14 protein-coding genes are annotated in these 15,261 nt (G+C 69.3%); 9 read left to right on the top strand and 5 right to left on the bottom strand.

Annotated features, from left to right (window positions below; genetic code table 11):
• Positions 1-26 precede the first annotated feature (26 nt).
• On the top strand, positions 27-920 hold the full coding sequence (locus GVN21_RS01600) for an alpha/beta hydrolase (RefSeq protein WP_166572950.1): 894 nt from the start codon (positions 27-29) through the stop codon (positions 918-920).
• Here GVN21_RS01600 and GVN21_RS01595 read toward each other — a convergent pair.
• Positions 917-1,624, bottom strand: a complete 708-nt coding sequence (locus GVN21_RS01595; protein WP_166572949.1) for a hypothetical protein — start codon at positions 1,622-1,624, stop codon at positions 917-919. The two genes, GVN21_RS01600 and GVN21_RS01595, sit on opposite strands and share 4 nt — an antisense overlap.
• A gap of 525 nt (positions 1,625-2,149) precedes the next feature.
• Between GVN21_RS01595 and GVN21_RS01590 the strand changes: the two genes are divergently transcribed.
• Both GVN21_RS01590 and GVN21_RS01585 read left to right on the top strand, forming a co-directional pair.
• Positions 2,150-4,435 carry an NADP-dependent malic enzyme gene (locus GVN21_RS01590; protein ID WP_166572948.1) on the top strand — a complete coding sequence of 762 codons (2,286 nt, stop codon included), beginning with the start codon at positions 2,150-2,152 and terminating at the stop codon, positions 4,433-4,435.
• Positions 4,436-4,592: 157 nt separating this feature from the next.
• Positions 4,593-5,894, top strand: coding sequence for an Hsp70 family protein (locus tag GVN21_RS01585; protein ID WP_166572947.1), 1,302 nt, complete (start codon positions 4,593-4,595; stop codon positions 5,892-5,894).
• Here the strand turns inward: GVN21_RS01585 and GVN21_RS01580 are convergent.
• On the bottom strand, positions 5,891-7,087 hold the full coding sequence (locus GVN21_RS01580; protein ID WP_166572946.1) for a winged helix-turn-helix domain-containing protein: 1,197 nt from the start codon (positions 7,085-7,087) through the stop codon (positions 5,891-5,893). The two genes, GVN21_RS01585 and GVN21_RS01580, sit on opposite strands and share 4 nt — an antisense overlap.
• Positions 7,088-7,198: 111 nt before the next feature.
• Between GVN21_RS01580 and GVN21_RS01575 the strand changes: the two genes are divergently transcribed.
• Positions 7,199-8,668 (top strand): S41 family peptidase, encoded by a 1,470-nt coding sequence (locus GVN21_RS01575; protein WP_166572945.1) that lies wholly within the window; start codon positions 7,199-7,201, stop codon positions 8,666-8,668.
• On the opposite strand, the gene GVN21_RS01570 is transcribed toward GVN21_RS01575, so the two are convergent.
• Positions 8,665-9,768 (bottom strand): aromatic ring-hydroxylating dioxygenase subunit alpha, encoded by a 1,104-nt coding sequence (locus GVN21_RS01570; RefSeq protein ID WP_166572944.1) that lies wholly within the window; start codon positions 9,766-9,768, stop codon positions 8,665-8,667. The genes GVN21_RS01575 and GVN21_RS01570 overlap by 4 nt on opposite strands.
• Before the next feature lie 126 nt (positions 9,769-9,894).
• Between GVN21_RS01570 and GVN21_RS01565 the strand changes: the two genes are divergently transcribed.
• From GVN21_RS01565 to GVN21_RS01555, 3 genes are read left to right on the top strand one after another with little or no spacing between them, the layout of a single operon-like run.
• Positions 9,895-10,521: a LemA family protein gene (locus GVN21_RS01565; RefSeq protein ID WP_166572943.1), complete on the top strand. Its 627-nt coding sequence runs from the start codon at positions 9,895-9,897 to the stop codon at positions 10,519-10,521.
• Positions 10,521-11,309 carry a TPM domain-containing protein gene (locus GVN21_RS01560; RefSeq protein ID WP_166572942.1) on the top strand — a complete coding sequence of 263 codons (789 nt, stop codon included), beginning with the start codon at positions 10,521-10,523 and terminating at the stop codon, positions 11,307-11,309. The genes GVN21_RS01565 and GVN21_RS01560 overlap by 1 nt, the downstream gene beginning before the upstream one ends.
• 5 nt (positions 11,310-11,314) lie before the next feature.
• Positions 11,315-12,013, top strand: coding sequence for a TPM domain-containing protein (locus tag GVN21_RS01555; RefSeq protein WP_240902704.1), 699 nt, complete (start codon positions 11,315-11,317; stop codon positions 12,011-12,013).
• On the opposite strand, the gene GVN21_RS01550 is transcribed toward GVN21_RS01555, so the two are convergent.
• Positions 12,010-12,726 (bottom strand): GGDEF domain-containing protein, encoded by a 717-nt coding sequence (locus GVN21_RS01550; RefSeq protein ID WP_166572940.1) that lies wholly within the window; start codon positions 12,724-12,726, stop codon positions 12,010-12,012. The two genes, GVN21_RS01555 and GVN21_RS01550, sit on opposite strands and share 4 nt — an antisense overlap.
• A gap of 104 nt (positions 12,727-12,830) precedes the next feature.
• Here GVN21_RS01550 and purE point away from each other — a divergent pair, with 104 nt between their 5' ends.
• A complete protein-coding gene (gene purE / locus GVN21_RS01545; protein ID WP_166572939.1) occupies positions 12,831-13,313 on the top strand; it encodes a 5-(carboxyamino)imidazole ribonucleotide mutase in 483 nt (160 codons plus the stop codon).
• Complete coding sequence (locus GVN21_RS01540; RefSeq protein ID WP_166573051.1) at positions 13,310-14,392, top strand: 5-(carboxyamino)imidazole ribonucleotide synthase; 1,083 nt, start codon at positions 13,310-13,312, stop codon at positions 14,390-14,392. The genes purE and GVN21_RS01540 overlap by 4 nt, the downstream gene beginning before the upstream one ends.
• A gap of 165 nt (positions 14,393-14,557) precedes the next feature.
• On the opposite strand, the gene GVN21_RS01535 is transcribed toward GVN21_RS01540, so the two are convergent.
• Entirely contained in the window at positions 14,558-15,187 is a 630-nt protein-coding gene (locus GVN21_RS01535; protein ID WP_166572938.1) for a COQ9 family protein, read from the bottom strand.
• Between the last annotated feature and the right edge of the window lie 74 nt (positions 15,188-15,261).

Genomic DNA, 15,261 nt, shown 5'->3' with positions numbered 1-15,261 from the left:
CGGTCAACAAACGGAAGGAAACACCCATGCCCCAGCTGACCGCCAACGGTATCGCCATCGAGTACGACGAGCGAGGCGCCGGCGAGCCGTTGCTGCTGATCATGGGGCTGGGCGCCCAGATGACGCGGTGGCCGGAGGGGTTCTGCGACCGGCTGGCCGGCCGGGGCTTCCGGGTGATCCGGTTCGACAACCGGGATGTCGGGCTGTCGGAAAAGTTCGACGCCGCCGGGCCCGCCGACATGGCCGCGGCCCTGACGGCCTTTGTCAGCGGCACGGCGGTTCCGTCCGCCTATACCCTGGACGACATGGCGCGGGACGCGGTCGGGGTGCTGGACGCGCTGGACATCGACCGGGCCCATATCGTCGGGGCCTCGATGGGCGGGATGATCGCCCAGCTGGTGGCGGCCGATTTCCCGGAGCGCACCCTGTCGCTGACATCGATCATGTCGACCACCGGCAACCGCACGCTGCCGCCGGGCACGCCCGAAGCCATGGCGGCGCTGAGCACCCCGGCGCCGAACCCGCATGAGGATTTCGAGGCTTTCCTGGCCCATGGGGTGAAGATGGGCCATGTGGTCGGCTCGCCGGGCCATATCGACGAGGCCGCCCTGCGCGAGCGGATCGCCGGAGACTTCAATCGCGCCTATGCGCCGGCCGGGTTCCTGCGCCAGTACGTCGGCGTGCTGGCCTCGCCCGACCGGCGGCCGAAGCTGGCGGGCGTCAGGGCGCCGACCGTGGTGATCCATGGCGAGGTCGATCCGCTGGTGCCCCTGGCCGGCGGCAAGGACACGGCGGAAAACATCCCCGGCGCCGAGCTGATGGTCATCCCCGGCATGGGCCACGACGTGCCGGCGGTGTTCTGGGATGAGATTGTCGATGCCATCGCCAAGGTGGCGGCGCGGGCAAAGGCGGAAGCCTAGTCTTTGCTCCGGGCGTCGAGCGCCCGTTTCATGGCCGGTGAAAGCGGCTCGTCTCGACGGTGCAGGGGGCCGTCGCCAGCTTGGTTGGGCTGGCTCAGCATCAGGCGGACCAAAGCGACCTGATCAGTTTCCACGGCGATCACCATCAGCCGACGGGGCCAGGGGCGCCGGGTTCCCAAGCCGCCGGCGCGCGCCATCTCGATCACATACGGCCGCCGCAGCCGCATGGCCAGAACCAGCGCCGGGGCCTCGGGATGGTGGTTGCAGAGGGTGGGATAAGGGTCAGCCCCGGCCGCCAGCAGGCTGCGGACCGCCTCCGGCCGGTCATGGAGCACCGCCCAGGCCAGCGGCGTCAGGGCAAAGTCGTCGGGCTCGTCGAGCCGGTCGGCTCGGCGAGCGATCCACTGATCCAGAGAGGCGGGGGTTCCATGCCGAGCGGCTTCGCCCAGGCTGAGCGGGCGGCTGGTCGGCGGCGCGGGTGGCGGGCCCGCCCATTCATCGGGTTGGCGGATATCGTTCTGCGTAAACTGCGGGCGCGGCTTCGCCTGGGCGCAGATGTCAGCATAGGGAAACCGGGGATCGGCCAGCATGGCCCGGTTGTAGCGCAGGGCGTAGTCGGCCATCGCCGCCTCAGTCTTCGGCGGAGCGTGTCCGGGCGGCAAGGGGTTGTGGTCGATGTGCAGCCCGAAGCGCTCCAGAGGCATGTCGGGTCCCATGTGGGCGTTATCCGGTCCTCGGCAGAGCATGCCGCTGGGCTGGCTGTCGCCCCAACGACGGAGCCAGATCAGGCCGAAGGCTCCCTTCGAAGCGGCTTCGCGCGCCTCGCGTTCAGCATCCGCCTCGCCCCGCGCCAGCCGCTCAGTGAGACGGGACCTATCCGCCTCCTTTGCCGCCAAACGTCCCTCGGTCCCATGCTCGCATGTCTCGGAGTCCGGTTTGGAAATCGGCCGGGGCTGCTTTCGCCAGCTCTCATTTCGAGCCCCGTCCACAAGCGGCTGCGTGTCCGGAGTCGGCTTAGGGGGCTCACAGCCGAGCAACAGCAGGATCGGAAGGAGGAGCCGGAGCACACGAGCCATAGGGCACCATCCGCCCCAACCGTAAACAGACTACAAATCTAATTTTTGCGATCGACCGCAGGCGGTTGTTCCCGCGACCCTCGGTCGCTAGGTTGCGCGCCTTTCCGACATAACGGCGCCCGCGCGTGCGCCACGGCCAGCCCGAAGGCTCCCATGAACGAATCCGAGAAGAAGACCTTCACCGACGAGGAGGCGCTGGCCTTCCACCAGTTTCCGACGCCGGGGAAGATCGCCATCCAGGCCACCAAGCCGATGGCCACCCAGCGGGATCTGTCGCTCGCCTATTCGCCGGGCGTCGCCGTGCCGGTGCTGGCCATCGCCGAGAATCCGGAGCTGGCCTACGACTACACCTCCAAGGGCAATCTGGTGGCGGTGATCTCCAACGGCACGGCCATCCTGGGTCTCGGCAACCTGGGCGCCCTGGCCTCCAAGCCGGTGATGGAGGGCAAGGGGGTGCTGTTCAAGCGGTTCGCCGACGTGGACGCCATCGACATCGAGGTCAGCACCGAGGACCCCGACGAGATCATCACAGTGGTCAAGAACATCGGGGTGACTTTCGGCGGCATCAATCTGGAAGACATCAAGAGCCCCGAGTGCTTCCGCATCGAGACCGAGCTGCAGGAGCTGCTCGACATCCCGGTGTTCCACGACGACCAGCACGGCACCGCGATCATTACCGCCGCCGGCCTGATCAACGCCTGCGAGATCAGCGGGCGTGAGCTGAAGGACGTCAAGGTGGTGCTGAACGGCCCGGGCGCGGCGGGCATCGCCACCCTGGAGCTGATCAAGGCCATGGGGGTGACGCCGTCGAACGTCATCGCGGTGGACCGCAAGGGCGTCCTCTATCGGGGCCGCACCGAGGACATGAACCAGTGGAAAAGCGCCCACGCCACCGACACGCCGCACCGGACGCTGGCCGAGGCGATGGTCGGGGCGGACGTGTTCATCGGCCTCAGCGCCAAGGGGGCGGTGACCAAGGAGATGGTCGCCACCATGGCGCCCAATCCGCTGATCTTCGCCATGGCCAATCCCGACCCTGAGATCACCCCGGAAGAGGTGGCCGAGGTGCGCTCGGACGCGATTGTGGGCACGGGGCGCAGCGACTACGCCAACCAGGTCAACAATGTGCTGGGCTTTCCCTACATCTTCCGGGGCGCGCTCGACGTGCGGGCCCGGCGGGTGAACATGGAAATGAAGATCGCCTGCGCCAAAGCGTTGGCCGCCCTGGCCCGCGAGGACGTGCCGGATGAGGTGGCCGCCGCCTATCATGGACGGCAGCTCAAGTTCGGACGGGAATACATCATCCCGACGCCCTTCGATCCCCGGCTGATCTGGTACATCCCGCCGTTCGTGGCGCAGGCGGCGATGGACACCGGCGTGGCCCGCCGGCCGATCATCGACATGAACGCCTACAAGGACAGCCTGGCCCAGCGGCTGGACCCGACGGCGGCCTTCCTGCAGCGGATCAGCGACGGGGTGCAGGCCCAGCCGGCCAAGCGCATCGTTTTCGCCGAAGGCGAGGAGCCCAGCGTCATCCGCGCCGCCTACGCCTTCCAGCAGCAGGGCCTGGGCACGGCCATCCTCTGCGGCCGTGAGGAGCTGGTGCACAGCAACATGCGGCTGGTCGGGATGGACCCGGCCGAGTCGGGGCTGGAGATCGTCAACGCCCGGCTGTCGGATCGTAATCCGGACTATGTGGACGCCCTCTACGCACGGCTGCAGCGCGATGGCTATCTGCGCCGCGACGTACAGCGGTTGATCAACCAGGACCGCAACAGCTTCGCCGCCTCGATGGTGGCGTTCGGCGATGCGGACGGGATGGTCACCGGGGTGACCCGCAGCTTCGACCAGGCGCTGGATGACGTGATGCGAGTGATCGATCCGGCGCCGGACGGCCGGGTGCTGGGGATGAGCATCCTTCTCACCAAGGGCCGGACCCTGTTCATCGCCGACACCAACGTCACCGAGATGCCCGACGCCAACGATCTGGTCGAGATCGCCATGGAGAGCGCCCGGTCGGTCAAGCAGCTGGGCTTCAAGCCGCGGGTGGCCTTCATGAGCTACTCGGCCTTCGGCAACCCGATGGGCGAGCGGTCGGAGAAGGTGCGCGAGGCGGTCGCCATGCTCGACGCCATGGGCGTCGACTTCGAATACGAGGGCGAAATGCCGCCCGAACTGGCCCTCGACCCCGACCAGCACGTCAACTACCCGTTCATGCGGCTGACCGGCCCGGCCAATGTGCTGATCATGCCGGCCATCCACTCCGCCTCGATCTCCACCAAGCTGGTGCAGACGCTGGGCGGGGCGACAGTGATCGGGCCGATCCTGCTGGGGATGTCGAAGTCGGTGCAGATCTGCCCGCTGAGCGCTTCGGTTTCGCGGATTCTGAACATGGCCATGATGGCGGCTTACGAGCAGCCCGCGGCCCAAGAGAGCTGATGAGGGGAAGGATGAGGGTTATGGCTTCATGATCATGGACATCCTGCGCCAGGCCTAGCCGTGCTCCTCACGGCCCAACGCCCGTGACGCGCATCCTCATCCCATCAACTCACCCCTTCCTTTTTCAGGCAGGGGCCATTTTGCGTTGGACCACACCATGCCCACCCAACCCGTACTCGGAATCGACTTCGGGACGACCAACACGGTCGTCTCGATCACCACAGGGGACGGCGACGCCCGCCTGATCCACTTCCCCAAAGACGACGCGGAGATCGTCGCCTTCCGCTCGGCGCTCAGCTTCCACGCCCCGATTCACGACCCGGCCGGTCGCGAGGTCGAGGCCGGGCCCTGGGCGATCGAGACCTATCTGGAGGAGCCGCTGGAGACGCGGTTCATCCAGTCCTTCAAGTCCTATGCGGCCAGCCCGCTGTTCACCGACACCGAGATCCTACGGAAGAAGTTCGCCTTCGAGGACCTGCTGAGCGCCTTCCTGCTGAAGGTGCGCGACCATGCCGGCGGTGAACTCGACGACCTGCCCAGCCGGGTCATTGTGGGCCGGCCGGTCAATTTCGCGGGGCTGCGGCCCGATCCGGACCTGGCGCTTCGTCGCTATCAGGAGGCCTTCGGGCGGCTGGGCTTCACCGACATCCGCTATGCTTTTGAGCCGGTGGCGGCGGCCTTCTTCTTCGCCCGCCAGCTGAAGCAGGACGCCACCGTGCTGGTCGCCGACTTCGGGGGCGGCACCAGCGACTTTTCCCTGGTGCGGTTCGAGCGGGAGGGCGGGCGCATCCGCTCCCAGGGCCTAGCCAACAGCGGGGTCGGGGTGGCGGGCGACGCCTTCGACTATCGGATCATCGAGCATCTGGTCTCGCCTGCGCTCGGCAAGGGGTCCAGCTACCGGGCCTTCGACAACCTGCTGCCCATTCCCAACCGCTACTTCACCGCCTTCGCCCGCTGGGAGCAGCTGGCGATCCTTAGGGCCAGCCGCGACATGCGCGACATCCGCGGCCTGGTCCGCACCGCCCAGGAGCCGGAGAAGATCGAGCGGCTGGTCGAGATGCTCGACGACAACCACGGCTACCGCCTCTACCAGGCGGTCTCGCGGTTGAAAGAGGCCCTGTCGGCCCACGAGGAGGCTCGGTTCCTGTTCGAGGCCGGCTCGATCCGGCTGGAGCAGGACGTGAAGCGGGCCGACTTCAACGGCTGGATCGCCCCGGAGTTGGCCGCCATCGAGGGCGCCGTGGACGAGGCCCTGTCCCGCGCCGGCCTGTCGGAGACGGGGGTCGACCGGGTGTTCCTGACCGGTGGCTCGTCCTTCGTGCCGGCGGTGCGGGCCATCTTCGAGCGGCGGTTCGGCGCGGCCAAGCTGGAGAGCGGCGCCGAACTGGTGTCGATCGCCACCGGCCTGGCGCTGATCGGGGCGGAGGAGGATGCCGACCTGTGGAGCCAGCGGGCCTAGAGGAAGGGCGCGCAACCGGCTGACGGCCCCGCCCGCTCAACCAGTTCGCGGCACAGGCGGATGGCGGCGGGGCGGTCGCCCTGACGGGCCAACAGGACCGCCAGGCCGGCGGTGGCGGCCGGGTGCAGCGGGGTGTCGGCGAGGACACGGCGGTACCATGTCTGCGCCTCGGCGGGGCGACCGGCGGTGGCTTGGCGACGGGCGATCTCGACGCCGAGTTCCGACTGCCAGGGGCTGATCCGCTGCGCCTCCTGTCCGTACAGCCGGCTCATGGCGGCGTAGGCCCGTTCGAACAGCGGCAGCGCGGCGGCGCGGTCGCCCCGCAGCTCGACCGTTTCGCCGAGGTTGATCATCACCCCCCAGGCGTCGGGGTCGGCGGCCAGGGCCCGGCGATAGACGGCCTCGGCGGCGGCAAGGTCGCCCTGGGCGGCGAGGACGAAGCCGAGCGCCTTGAGGGCGACCGGATCCTGGGGCGCGTCGCGCACGGCGCCTTCGGCCACCGCCCGGGCGCGGGCCAGGCGGTCGGCGCCTTCCGGCGTCTTGCCCACGCCGCGCGCCAGGGCTTCCGACAGTTGGGTGCGCGGGGGTGACGGGCCGATATAGCGGATCACCTGCTGGACCAGGGCGTTGGCCAGGCCGGCCCGCGCGGCGACCGAGCCCGGCTCGGCCTCGATGGCCCGCTCGTAGAGGGTGACGGCGGCCTCATTGTTGCGGCGGTCGAACTGGAAATAGAGGTCGTCGGCCCGGCGGACCAGGCGGTCGGCCTCGCTGTCGCGGGGCGCGCGGGCAGTGAGCAGGGCGGCAGCGATGGCCGCGAGGACCAGCAGGGCGACCAGGCCGACATAGACCAGTGGGCGGGTTTGCCGACGCGACGGCGCGTCGGCCTCGGCGATCAGGCGGTAGCCGCGCTTGGGGACGGTCTCGATAAAGCGGGGCGCCTTGGGATCGTCGTCCAGGGCGCGGCGCAGCTTGAACACGCAGCGGGAGAGGGCGTCCTCGCCGACCGTGACGCCCGGCCAGACAGCGGCGAGGATGTCGTCGCGGCCAACCACCTGGCCCCGGTGGGCGGCGAGCAGGAACAGCAGGTCCATCACCTTGGGCTCGACGTCGCGGGCCTGGCCGGGCCGCTCGATCCGCCCGCTCATGCGCGACGCCCGCCAGGGTCCCACGGTCAGCTGGTCGGCGGCGGTCATTGGGAGCCTGGTCAGGAAAAAGTCAGGAAGGCGGGAGGATTGCGTCGTTCAACTCTAGCGCCCGCCACGCTAGCCACAAGGCGAGGCCGCCAGGACGTTTTGGAGTGAGAGATGATCAAGGGGATTCGAACGGTGGCGCTGGCGCTGATCGGGCTGTTGCTGCTGGCGGCCGCGCCGCCGGCCTCGCCGGATTCGCAGCTCTATCAGCCGGCGGCGCTGCGGGCGGACTTCGAGGAGATGTACCGCCGGCTCAAGGGGGCGCACGTCGACCTCTACGCCTTCACCCCCAAGGCCGAGATGGACCAGGCCTATGCGGCGACCCTGGCCCGGCTCGACAGGCCGATGACCCAAATGCAGGCGCAGGTCCTGTTCCAGACCTTCCTGGCCAGGGCGCGGATGGGCCACACGCGAATCGACTTCCCGCATCAGGCCTGGTCGGCCTTTCGGGCCGGGGGCGGCAAGGCCTTTCCCCTGGTCATCCGGCCGGTGGGAAGCCGCGTCTGGGTCAGCGGCAACATGAGCGGCTCGGACCAGGTGGCGCGCGGCGACGAACTGCTGGCGCTGGAGGGCCAGCCCATCGGCGCCTGGCTTTCCCGCACTGGCCGGCATGTCTCGGCCGAGACGACCTACATGCGCGACTCCCTGCTGGAGTTCGATTTCGCCCGGCTGCTGTGGCTGGAGATCGGCCAGAAGGACCGGTTCACCGTCACCCTGCGCCGAGGCGACCGGACCTTCGATGTGGCGCTGGCCGCCCGCACGCGGGAAGAGGCCGCCGCCTTCGCTGCCGCCCAGCCACCGACCCTGGACCTCGATACGCCCATGCGTCAGGCGCGAATGCTGCGGGGCGGCATCGCCTATCTGCGGCCGGGGCCCTTCTACAACGCCGAGGCCCAGGTCGAGGCGGACATGTATGACGCCCGTGGCTTCATCGCCTTTACCGACAAGGCCTTCGAGGACTTCATTGCGGCGCGGGCGACCGACCTGATCATCGACCTGCGCGGCAATCCCGGCGGCGACAACGCCTTCAGCGACCCGATGATCGCCTGGTTCGCCGACCGGCCGTTCCGCTTCTTCTCCAGCTTCAAGGTCAAGGTCAGCCTCGAGGCCATCGCCGCCAACCAGGCGCGGATCGACCACGACCCGGTCACGGCCGGGGATGTCTCGCAGATCTACGCCCGGCTTTATGCCAGCGCGAAGCCGGGCGACATCGTCGACTTCCCCATGCCCCAGGCCCAGCCGAGAACCGGGCGGCGGTTCAAGGGCCGGGTCTGGCTGCTGATCGACCGGCAGTCCTATTCCAACACCGTCTCGGTGGCGGCCCTGGTTCAGGACTATGGTTTCGGCAAGGTGCTGGGCGAGCCGACCAGCGACATGGCCAGCACCTATGGGGCGATGGAGCGGTTCACCCTGGCCAACACCGGCCTGTCGGTCGGCTTTCCCAAGGCGCGCATCATCCGCCCGAACGGGGACCGGCGCTCGCGCGGGGTGACGCCGGACATTCCGATCCGCTCGCCCATCGTCCAGACCCCGGCCGATGAGATGCTGGCGCAGACCGTGGCGGCGGTGAAGACCCGCCGCTAGCTGCGCCAGCGCAAGGTGACGGGCTGCACCGGATTGGCGAAGGGGCGGCCCGCGGCCGTCGCGGCGGCCCACTCCTTCTTCAGCTGCTGGTACCACTTGGCCTGGGTGTCGGCGTCGTCGATCCACAGCAGCGAAGGGTCGTACTTCAGCCCCTCGTTCTGCAGGTTCACCATGCCGGCGTCCTGGCGCAGGAAGGCGCGGGCGCCCGCCGCCACAAAGGGCCGCAGGAACAGGAAGGCCGGGTGGTCGGACCAGACGATCTGGGTGATCTTCGTCGCCGTGTCGTGGATGGGGGTCAGGCAGGTCAGCGACAGCACCTGGCGCGGGCCGATGGTGATGTGCTCCCAGCGCAGGCCGGGCAGGCGGAAGGTGATCTCGGTCAGCGGCTCGCCGCCGAGGATGGCGTAGGCTCTGGAGTTCTTCGAAGGCTCGTGGCGGACCATGGAGAAGCCGGCCTCGCGCGGCTCGAACTTCTTGGCCTTGTCGTGCTGGCTGCCGCTGGAACGCCACCACCACTGCTGATGGACATAGGGGCCGTGGGCGGGGTCCATCAGCCCGACGACCGCGTGGTCGATATGGCTGTCGAACACCATCCGGTCGACGATTTTAGGACCGCCGCCGACCACGCCGGGGAATTGCGGCGGCGGCTCGGGCGGTTCGCCGTCGAAGCGGGGGTCGCTGGGGACCCAAACGAACACCATCCCCTGGCTCTCGGCCACCGGGTAGCGTCGCACCCGGATGCGGGAGACGTCCATCGCCTGGTCCGAGACCAGCGAGGGAATGGCCGTACAGCCTCCATCCTTGCCGAACCGCCAGCCGTGATAGGGGCATTCGACGGACGGGCGGCCGTCGGGTTCAGAGACGATCTTCCCCGCCGAAAGCGGCGCGGCCCGGTGAGGGCAGACGTCGCGTAGGGCGAACAGACCGCCCTTTCGATCGCGGCCGATCAGCACCGGCTCGCCGAGCAGTTCGTGTCGGGCCATCGCCCCCGGTTTCACGTCGGTCGCGAGCGCCGCGAAGTACCAGATGTCGCGCAGGAAGCCGGTCCCGAACTTCGTCGGCGGGGCTTTTTGGGATTTGGGGGCTTCGCCGTCGGCCATGGCTCTTCATACCGCCGCGCCGCCCCGGCGGAAAGCCGCCGCGCTTGATGCAGCGCAAGTCGGGGATCGGCGTTTGATGCTGTATGGTCGCCGGCGCCGATCGCGTCGGCCTGGGAGGCTCGCACCATGAAACTACTGAAGTCCATCGCCCGGCTGGCGCCGGTCGCCTTGCTCGCCGCAGCGCTGGCCGGTTGCGGCATCAACACCATCCCGACCCAGGACGAGGCGGTGAAGGCCTCCTGGGGCAATGTGCAGAACCAGTACCAGCGGCGCGCCGACCTGATCCCCAACCTGGTGGCGACGGTGAAGGGCTATGCGGCGCAGGAGCGCGAGGTGCTGGTTGCGGTGACCGAGGCCCGGGCCAGCGCCACCCAGGTGCGGGTCGACGCCTCGACCATCACCGATCCGCAGAAGTTCGCCGAATACCAGGCCGCGCAGGACAATCTGAGCGGGGTGCTGGGGCGGCTGATGATGATCCAGGAGCAGTATCCGGACCTGAAATCCAACGCCAACTTCCTGGCCCTGCAGAGCCAGCTGGAGGGGACGGAGAACCGGATCGCCGTGGCCCGCACAGACTACAATGCGGCGGTTCAGACCTATAACACCTCCCTGCGCACCTTCCCGACGGTGATCTGGGCCAAGACCATCCATGGCGGGTCCAAGCCGGCCCTGCCGTTCAACGCCGCCCCGTCGGCCCAGACCGCGCCGAGCGTCAACTTCGACACCCCGGCCCCGCCGGTCGTGAACCCCTGATGATCGGTTCGGCGCGGCGACTGCTGACCGCTCTCGCGTTTCTGTTCCTGTGGACGGGCGCCGTTGCGGCGGCCGAGCCGACCTTCCCGCCGCTGACCGGCCGGGTGGTCGATCAGGCCAATCTGCTGTCGCCGGTCACCGAGACCCAACTCACGACCAAGCTCGAGGCGCTGGAAACCTCGACCGGCCGACAGCTGGTGGTCGTAACCCTGACCGATCTGCAGGGGCTGGAGATCGAGGATTACGGCTACCGGCTGGGTCGCAAGTGGGGCATCGGCGAAGCCAAGGCCAACACCGGCGCCATGCTGATCGTCGCCCCCAACCAGCGGGCGGTGCGGATCGAGGTCGGCTATGGCCTGGAGCCCTTCCTCACCGACGCCCTGTCGCGGGTGATCCTGGAAAGCGCCGTGCTGCCGAAGTTTCGGGACGGCGAGATGGAGGCCGGGGTGGTGGCCGGGACCGAGGAACTGATCACCCAGCTCAGCCTGCCGGTGGCCGAGGCCCGTGGCCGGGTGCGCCAGGCCGAGCAGGCCCCGGTGGCCGACAGGGGGGGCGGATTCCCGGCCTGGGTGATACCGATCATCCTGATCGTGGTGTTCCTGTTGCTCAGTCGGATGGGCGGCCGGCGCCGGCGACGCTCGGGCCTGGCCAGCGCCCTGCCCTGGATCCTGATGAGCGGCGCCGGGCGAAGCTGGGGCGGCGGCGGAGGTGGTGGATTCTCCGGCGGGGGTGGTTTCTCGGGCGGCGGCGGCTCGTTCGGCGGCGGAGGCGCGACCGGCCGATGGTGACCCCAATGCTCAATACGCAGGACCAGGCCCGCATCGCCCAGGCGGTGGCGGCGGCCGAGGCGAACACCGCCGGCGAGATTTACTGTGTGCTGTCGCCCCGCGCCTCCGACTATCGCGAGGTTCCCCTGGCCTGGGCGACGCTTTGCGCCTTGGCGCTGCCGCCGCTGGCCCTGCTGCTGGGGTTCCGGCCGCGCGGTCTGGAGGCCCTGTTCGGCGGATGGACGATCGGCCAGGACGGGGCGACGGGCGGGACCATCCTCTCGGCCCTGCTGGTCTACATCCTGATCCAGGCGGTGGTGCTGGTCACGGTGCTGCTGCTGGTCTCCCTGCCCGCCGTCCGGCGGCTGGCCACCCCGCCTGGGCTGAAGGCCGAGCGGGTGCGTCGCGCGGCGATGGACCAGTTCCTGGCGCACGGCCTGCACCTGACGAAGGACCGCACGGGGGTGCTGATCTTCGCCGCCTTGGAAGAACGCTGGGCGGAGGTGATCGCCGACGAGGGCCTGCACGCCGCCGTTCCGCCGCAGGTCTGGATCGAGGTGGTCGATCGGCTCACCGAAGGCCTGAGGCGCGGCGACGCGGCTGGCGGATTCTTGGCGGCCGTCGATCGAGCTGGGCAGGTGCTCCGCCAGCATGCGCCGCCACGGGGCGACAATCCGAACGAACTTTCGAACCGGATCGTACTGCTCGACCCCGAAAGGCGTTAGGGGGCCGAGCGGTCGCGCTTGCGCACGAACATGGTAGCGTCGGCCTCGGCCAGGGCAGTTTCCGGATCGGCCCCGGGGTCGATGGCGCGGACGCCGGCGCTGATATGCAGGGGCACCGACCAGTCGCCGCACTGGACGGGCGTCGTCTCGATCAGTCGGACCAGGCTGTCGGCCTTGGCTTTCGCCGTTTCCAGGTCGGCCTGGACCAGGATCACGGCGAACTCGTCGCCGCCCATTCGTCCAACGATGTCGCTGTCGCGAACGTTGGCGACCAGGCGCTCCGCCACCGCGCGCAGGGCCGCGTCGCCGGCTGCGTGGCCGAAGCGGTCATTGACGCTCTTGAAGCCGTCGAGGTCGAGATAGACCAGGCTGGCGGACGCCCCGTACCGGGCCGAGAAGGTGGAGATGCGGCCAAGCTCGCGCATGAAGGCGCGGCGGTTGAGCACGGGGGTCAGCACATCGCGGTCGGCCAGGCCCTCCATCTCAGTCAACTGGGCCTTCAGCTTGGCGACTTCGCCGCGCAGGTCGTCTATCTCACCCAGCAGGGTCTTCAGCGCGCCCTGCACCTGGGGAGTCAGCTCGGCTTCGGTCAGGCCGAGGAAGCCAGCCTTGTCGGCGGCGCTGGCCTGACCCGTGGCCTGCGCGCCCGCCGCCGTGAGCGCACGGCGCCGGATGGCCGAAAAAGCCTCCGCTCTGGCGCCGGATATCTTCATGTCAGAATCACTCGCTACCCACCCAACGGTGATTCTTGCCCATCGGTTGCGGCGCAACAAGTGGCGCCTATACTCCGCGCCTTTCCGACACAGGGGATTCCCGCATGGCGGCGCCGGTTGCGATCATCATGGGCAGTCGATCCGACTGGCCGACCATGAAGGGCGCGGCCGAAAGCCTGGATGCCCTGGGCGTCGCCTACGAGGCCAAGGTGGTCTCCGCCCACCGGACGCCCGACAGGCTATGGGCCTTCGCCAAGGGGGCCAAGGCGGCGGGATTCAAGGTGATCATCGCCGGGGCCGGGGGCGCGGCGCACCTGCCAGGCATGACCGCCTCGATGACCGACCTGCCGGTGCTGGGCGTGCCGGTGGAGAGCAAGCTGCAGAACGGGCTCGATAGCCTGCTGTCGATCGTCCAGATGCCGGGCGGGGTGCCGGTGGGGACCCTGGCGGTCGGTGCGGCGGGGGCCAAGAACGCCGGCCTGCTGGCGGCGCAGATCCTCGCCCTGTCGGATGACGGCCTGGCCCAGCGGCTGGCCGCCTATCGCGAGCGCCAGACCAGCGCGGTCGCCGAAACAGTGGAAGACTGATGGCCACGCCCCTTCCCCCCGGCTCGACGGTCGGCATCCTCGGCGGAGGACAGCTGGGGCGGATGCTGGCCCTCGCCGCCGCGCGACTGGGCCTCGATGTCGTGGTGCTGACCCCGGACGAGGACAGCCCGGCCTCGCGGGTGGTGAAGCAGACGATCGTCGGCGCTTATGATGATCCCGTCGCGCTGAAGGCCTTCGCGGCCGCCTGCGACGTGATCACCTACGAGTTCGAGAACGTGCCGGCCGACACGGTTGACGCCCTGATGGACCTGGGGGCCGAGGTGGCGCCCGGTCCCATGGCCCTGGCCGTGGCCCAGGACCGGGTGTCGGAAAAGACCTTCCTCAATGCGGTGGGCGCCCCGACCGTACCGTTCGAAGCCATCGACCGGGCGGGCGACATTCCCGCCGCCGCCAAGGCGCTCGGCCACCCCGCCCTGCTGAAGACCCGCCGCGAGGGCTACGACGGCAAGGGTCAGGTGTGGATCGAGCGATCCGAAGGCGAGACGGACGCCTTCTCCACCATCGGCGGCAAACCGGCCATCCTGGAGGGCCGGGCCGATTTCGTGCGCGAGCTGTCGGTGATCGCCGCCCGCGGCCGCGACGGCGAGATCGCCCTCTATCCCCTGAGTGACAACCACCATGAGGGCGGCGTCCTGCGCCGCACCCTGGCGCCGGCCGAGGTCTCCCGCGCCACCGCCGAGCAGGCAGAACGCATCGCCATCCAGATCCTCACCGGCCTCGACTATGTGGGGGTGATGGGGGTGGAGTTGTTCGAGCTGGCCGACGGCCGCCTGCTGGTCAACGAGATCGCCCCCCGCGTCCACAACACCGGCCACTGGACCCAGGACGGGGCGGTGACCGACCAGTTCGAGCAACACATCCGCGCCGTGGCCGGCTGGCCGTTGGGCCCGACCGACGCCCTGCGGCGGGTCGAGATGCTCAACCTGCTGGGCGAGGACGCCGACGCCTGGGCGAAGCTGGCGTCGGAGCCGGACACGAAGATTCACCTGTACGGCAAACGGGAGACGGTGGCCGGCCGCAAGATGGGGCATGTGAACCGGCTTAGGGGGCCGGTTTAGCTGGGGACTGGTTCGCCGCTTGCGGCGTACCTGTCCCCGGTCAGCGCGGACCGTTCCGCCACCCCGGTCCAGCCGGAATGCCAACCGTCTGGACCGAGCCTTTCTCGACCTTCGGCGCTGACCGGGGACAGGTACGGCGTTTCACGCCGAACCGGTCCCCAAGCCTCACGCCCGTCCGTAGCGGATGGCGGCCAGGGCGCCGGCGATTTCGCGGGGGAAGTCCGCGGGTTTGATCCCGGCCTTCCACTTCTCGAAGTCCATGACGTTCTGGATGCGGGCATCGAGGTGGGCCAGCGCCGCCTCCCGGCCCGAGGCCAGGTCGATGGCGGTGGTCGAGACCAGGATGCCCGACAGGATGGCACGCTTCGAGTAGTGGTTCTCGTCGGTGGCTGTGTCGCCGGCCCAGCGCCACAGCTTGTCCGCGCTCTCCCAGACCAGACGCAGGGCCAGGGGCAGGTTCAGCGGCAAGGACAGGAAGCCGGCCCAGCGGCGCAGGGCCTCGCGGTCGGCGGACGCGGCCTCCAGCCGGGCTTCGACGGCGGCGCGGATGCGCTGGCGGATTTTCAGGGACGCGGGATCGGGCAGGGCGGCCAGGGCGGCGGCGTCATGGCGGCGCGACAGCAGGGCGGCCAGGTCGCGGGCGCCGTGGGGCAGCAGCAGGTCCGCCTCTCCGGGCGTGAGACCGGCCTTGCGGGCGGCGGCCAGCGTCATCGGGCGGGTCCAGCCCATGTGGGCGCTCAGGGCCAGAGCCTCATCGAGGACGGCCTGTTCGGTGGTCTCGGCCCAATCGGTCATGACCTCATCCTACACCGGCGACAGGGTTCGGCGCCAAGCCGTTGATCCGATTCATCTTGTGATGGCGGAGCGGT

The sequence above is a fragment of the Caulobacter sp. SLTY genome (genome assembly GCF_009905535.1).
Lineage (GTDB): Bacteria > Pseudomonadota > Alphaproteobacteria > Caulobacterales > Caulobacteraceae > Caulobacter.
Note: the sequence above shows the minus strand (reverse complement) of the source record. Positions and strands in the feature narration are given on the sequence as shown.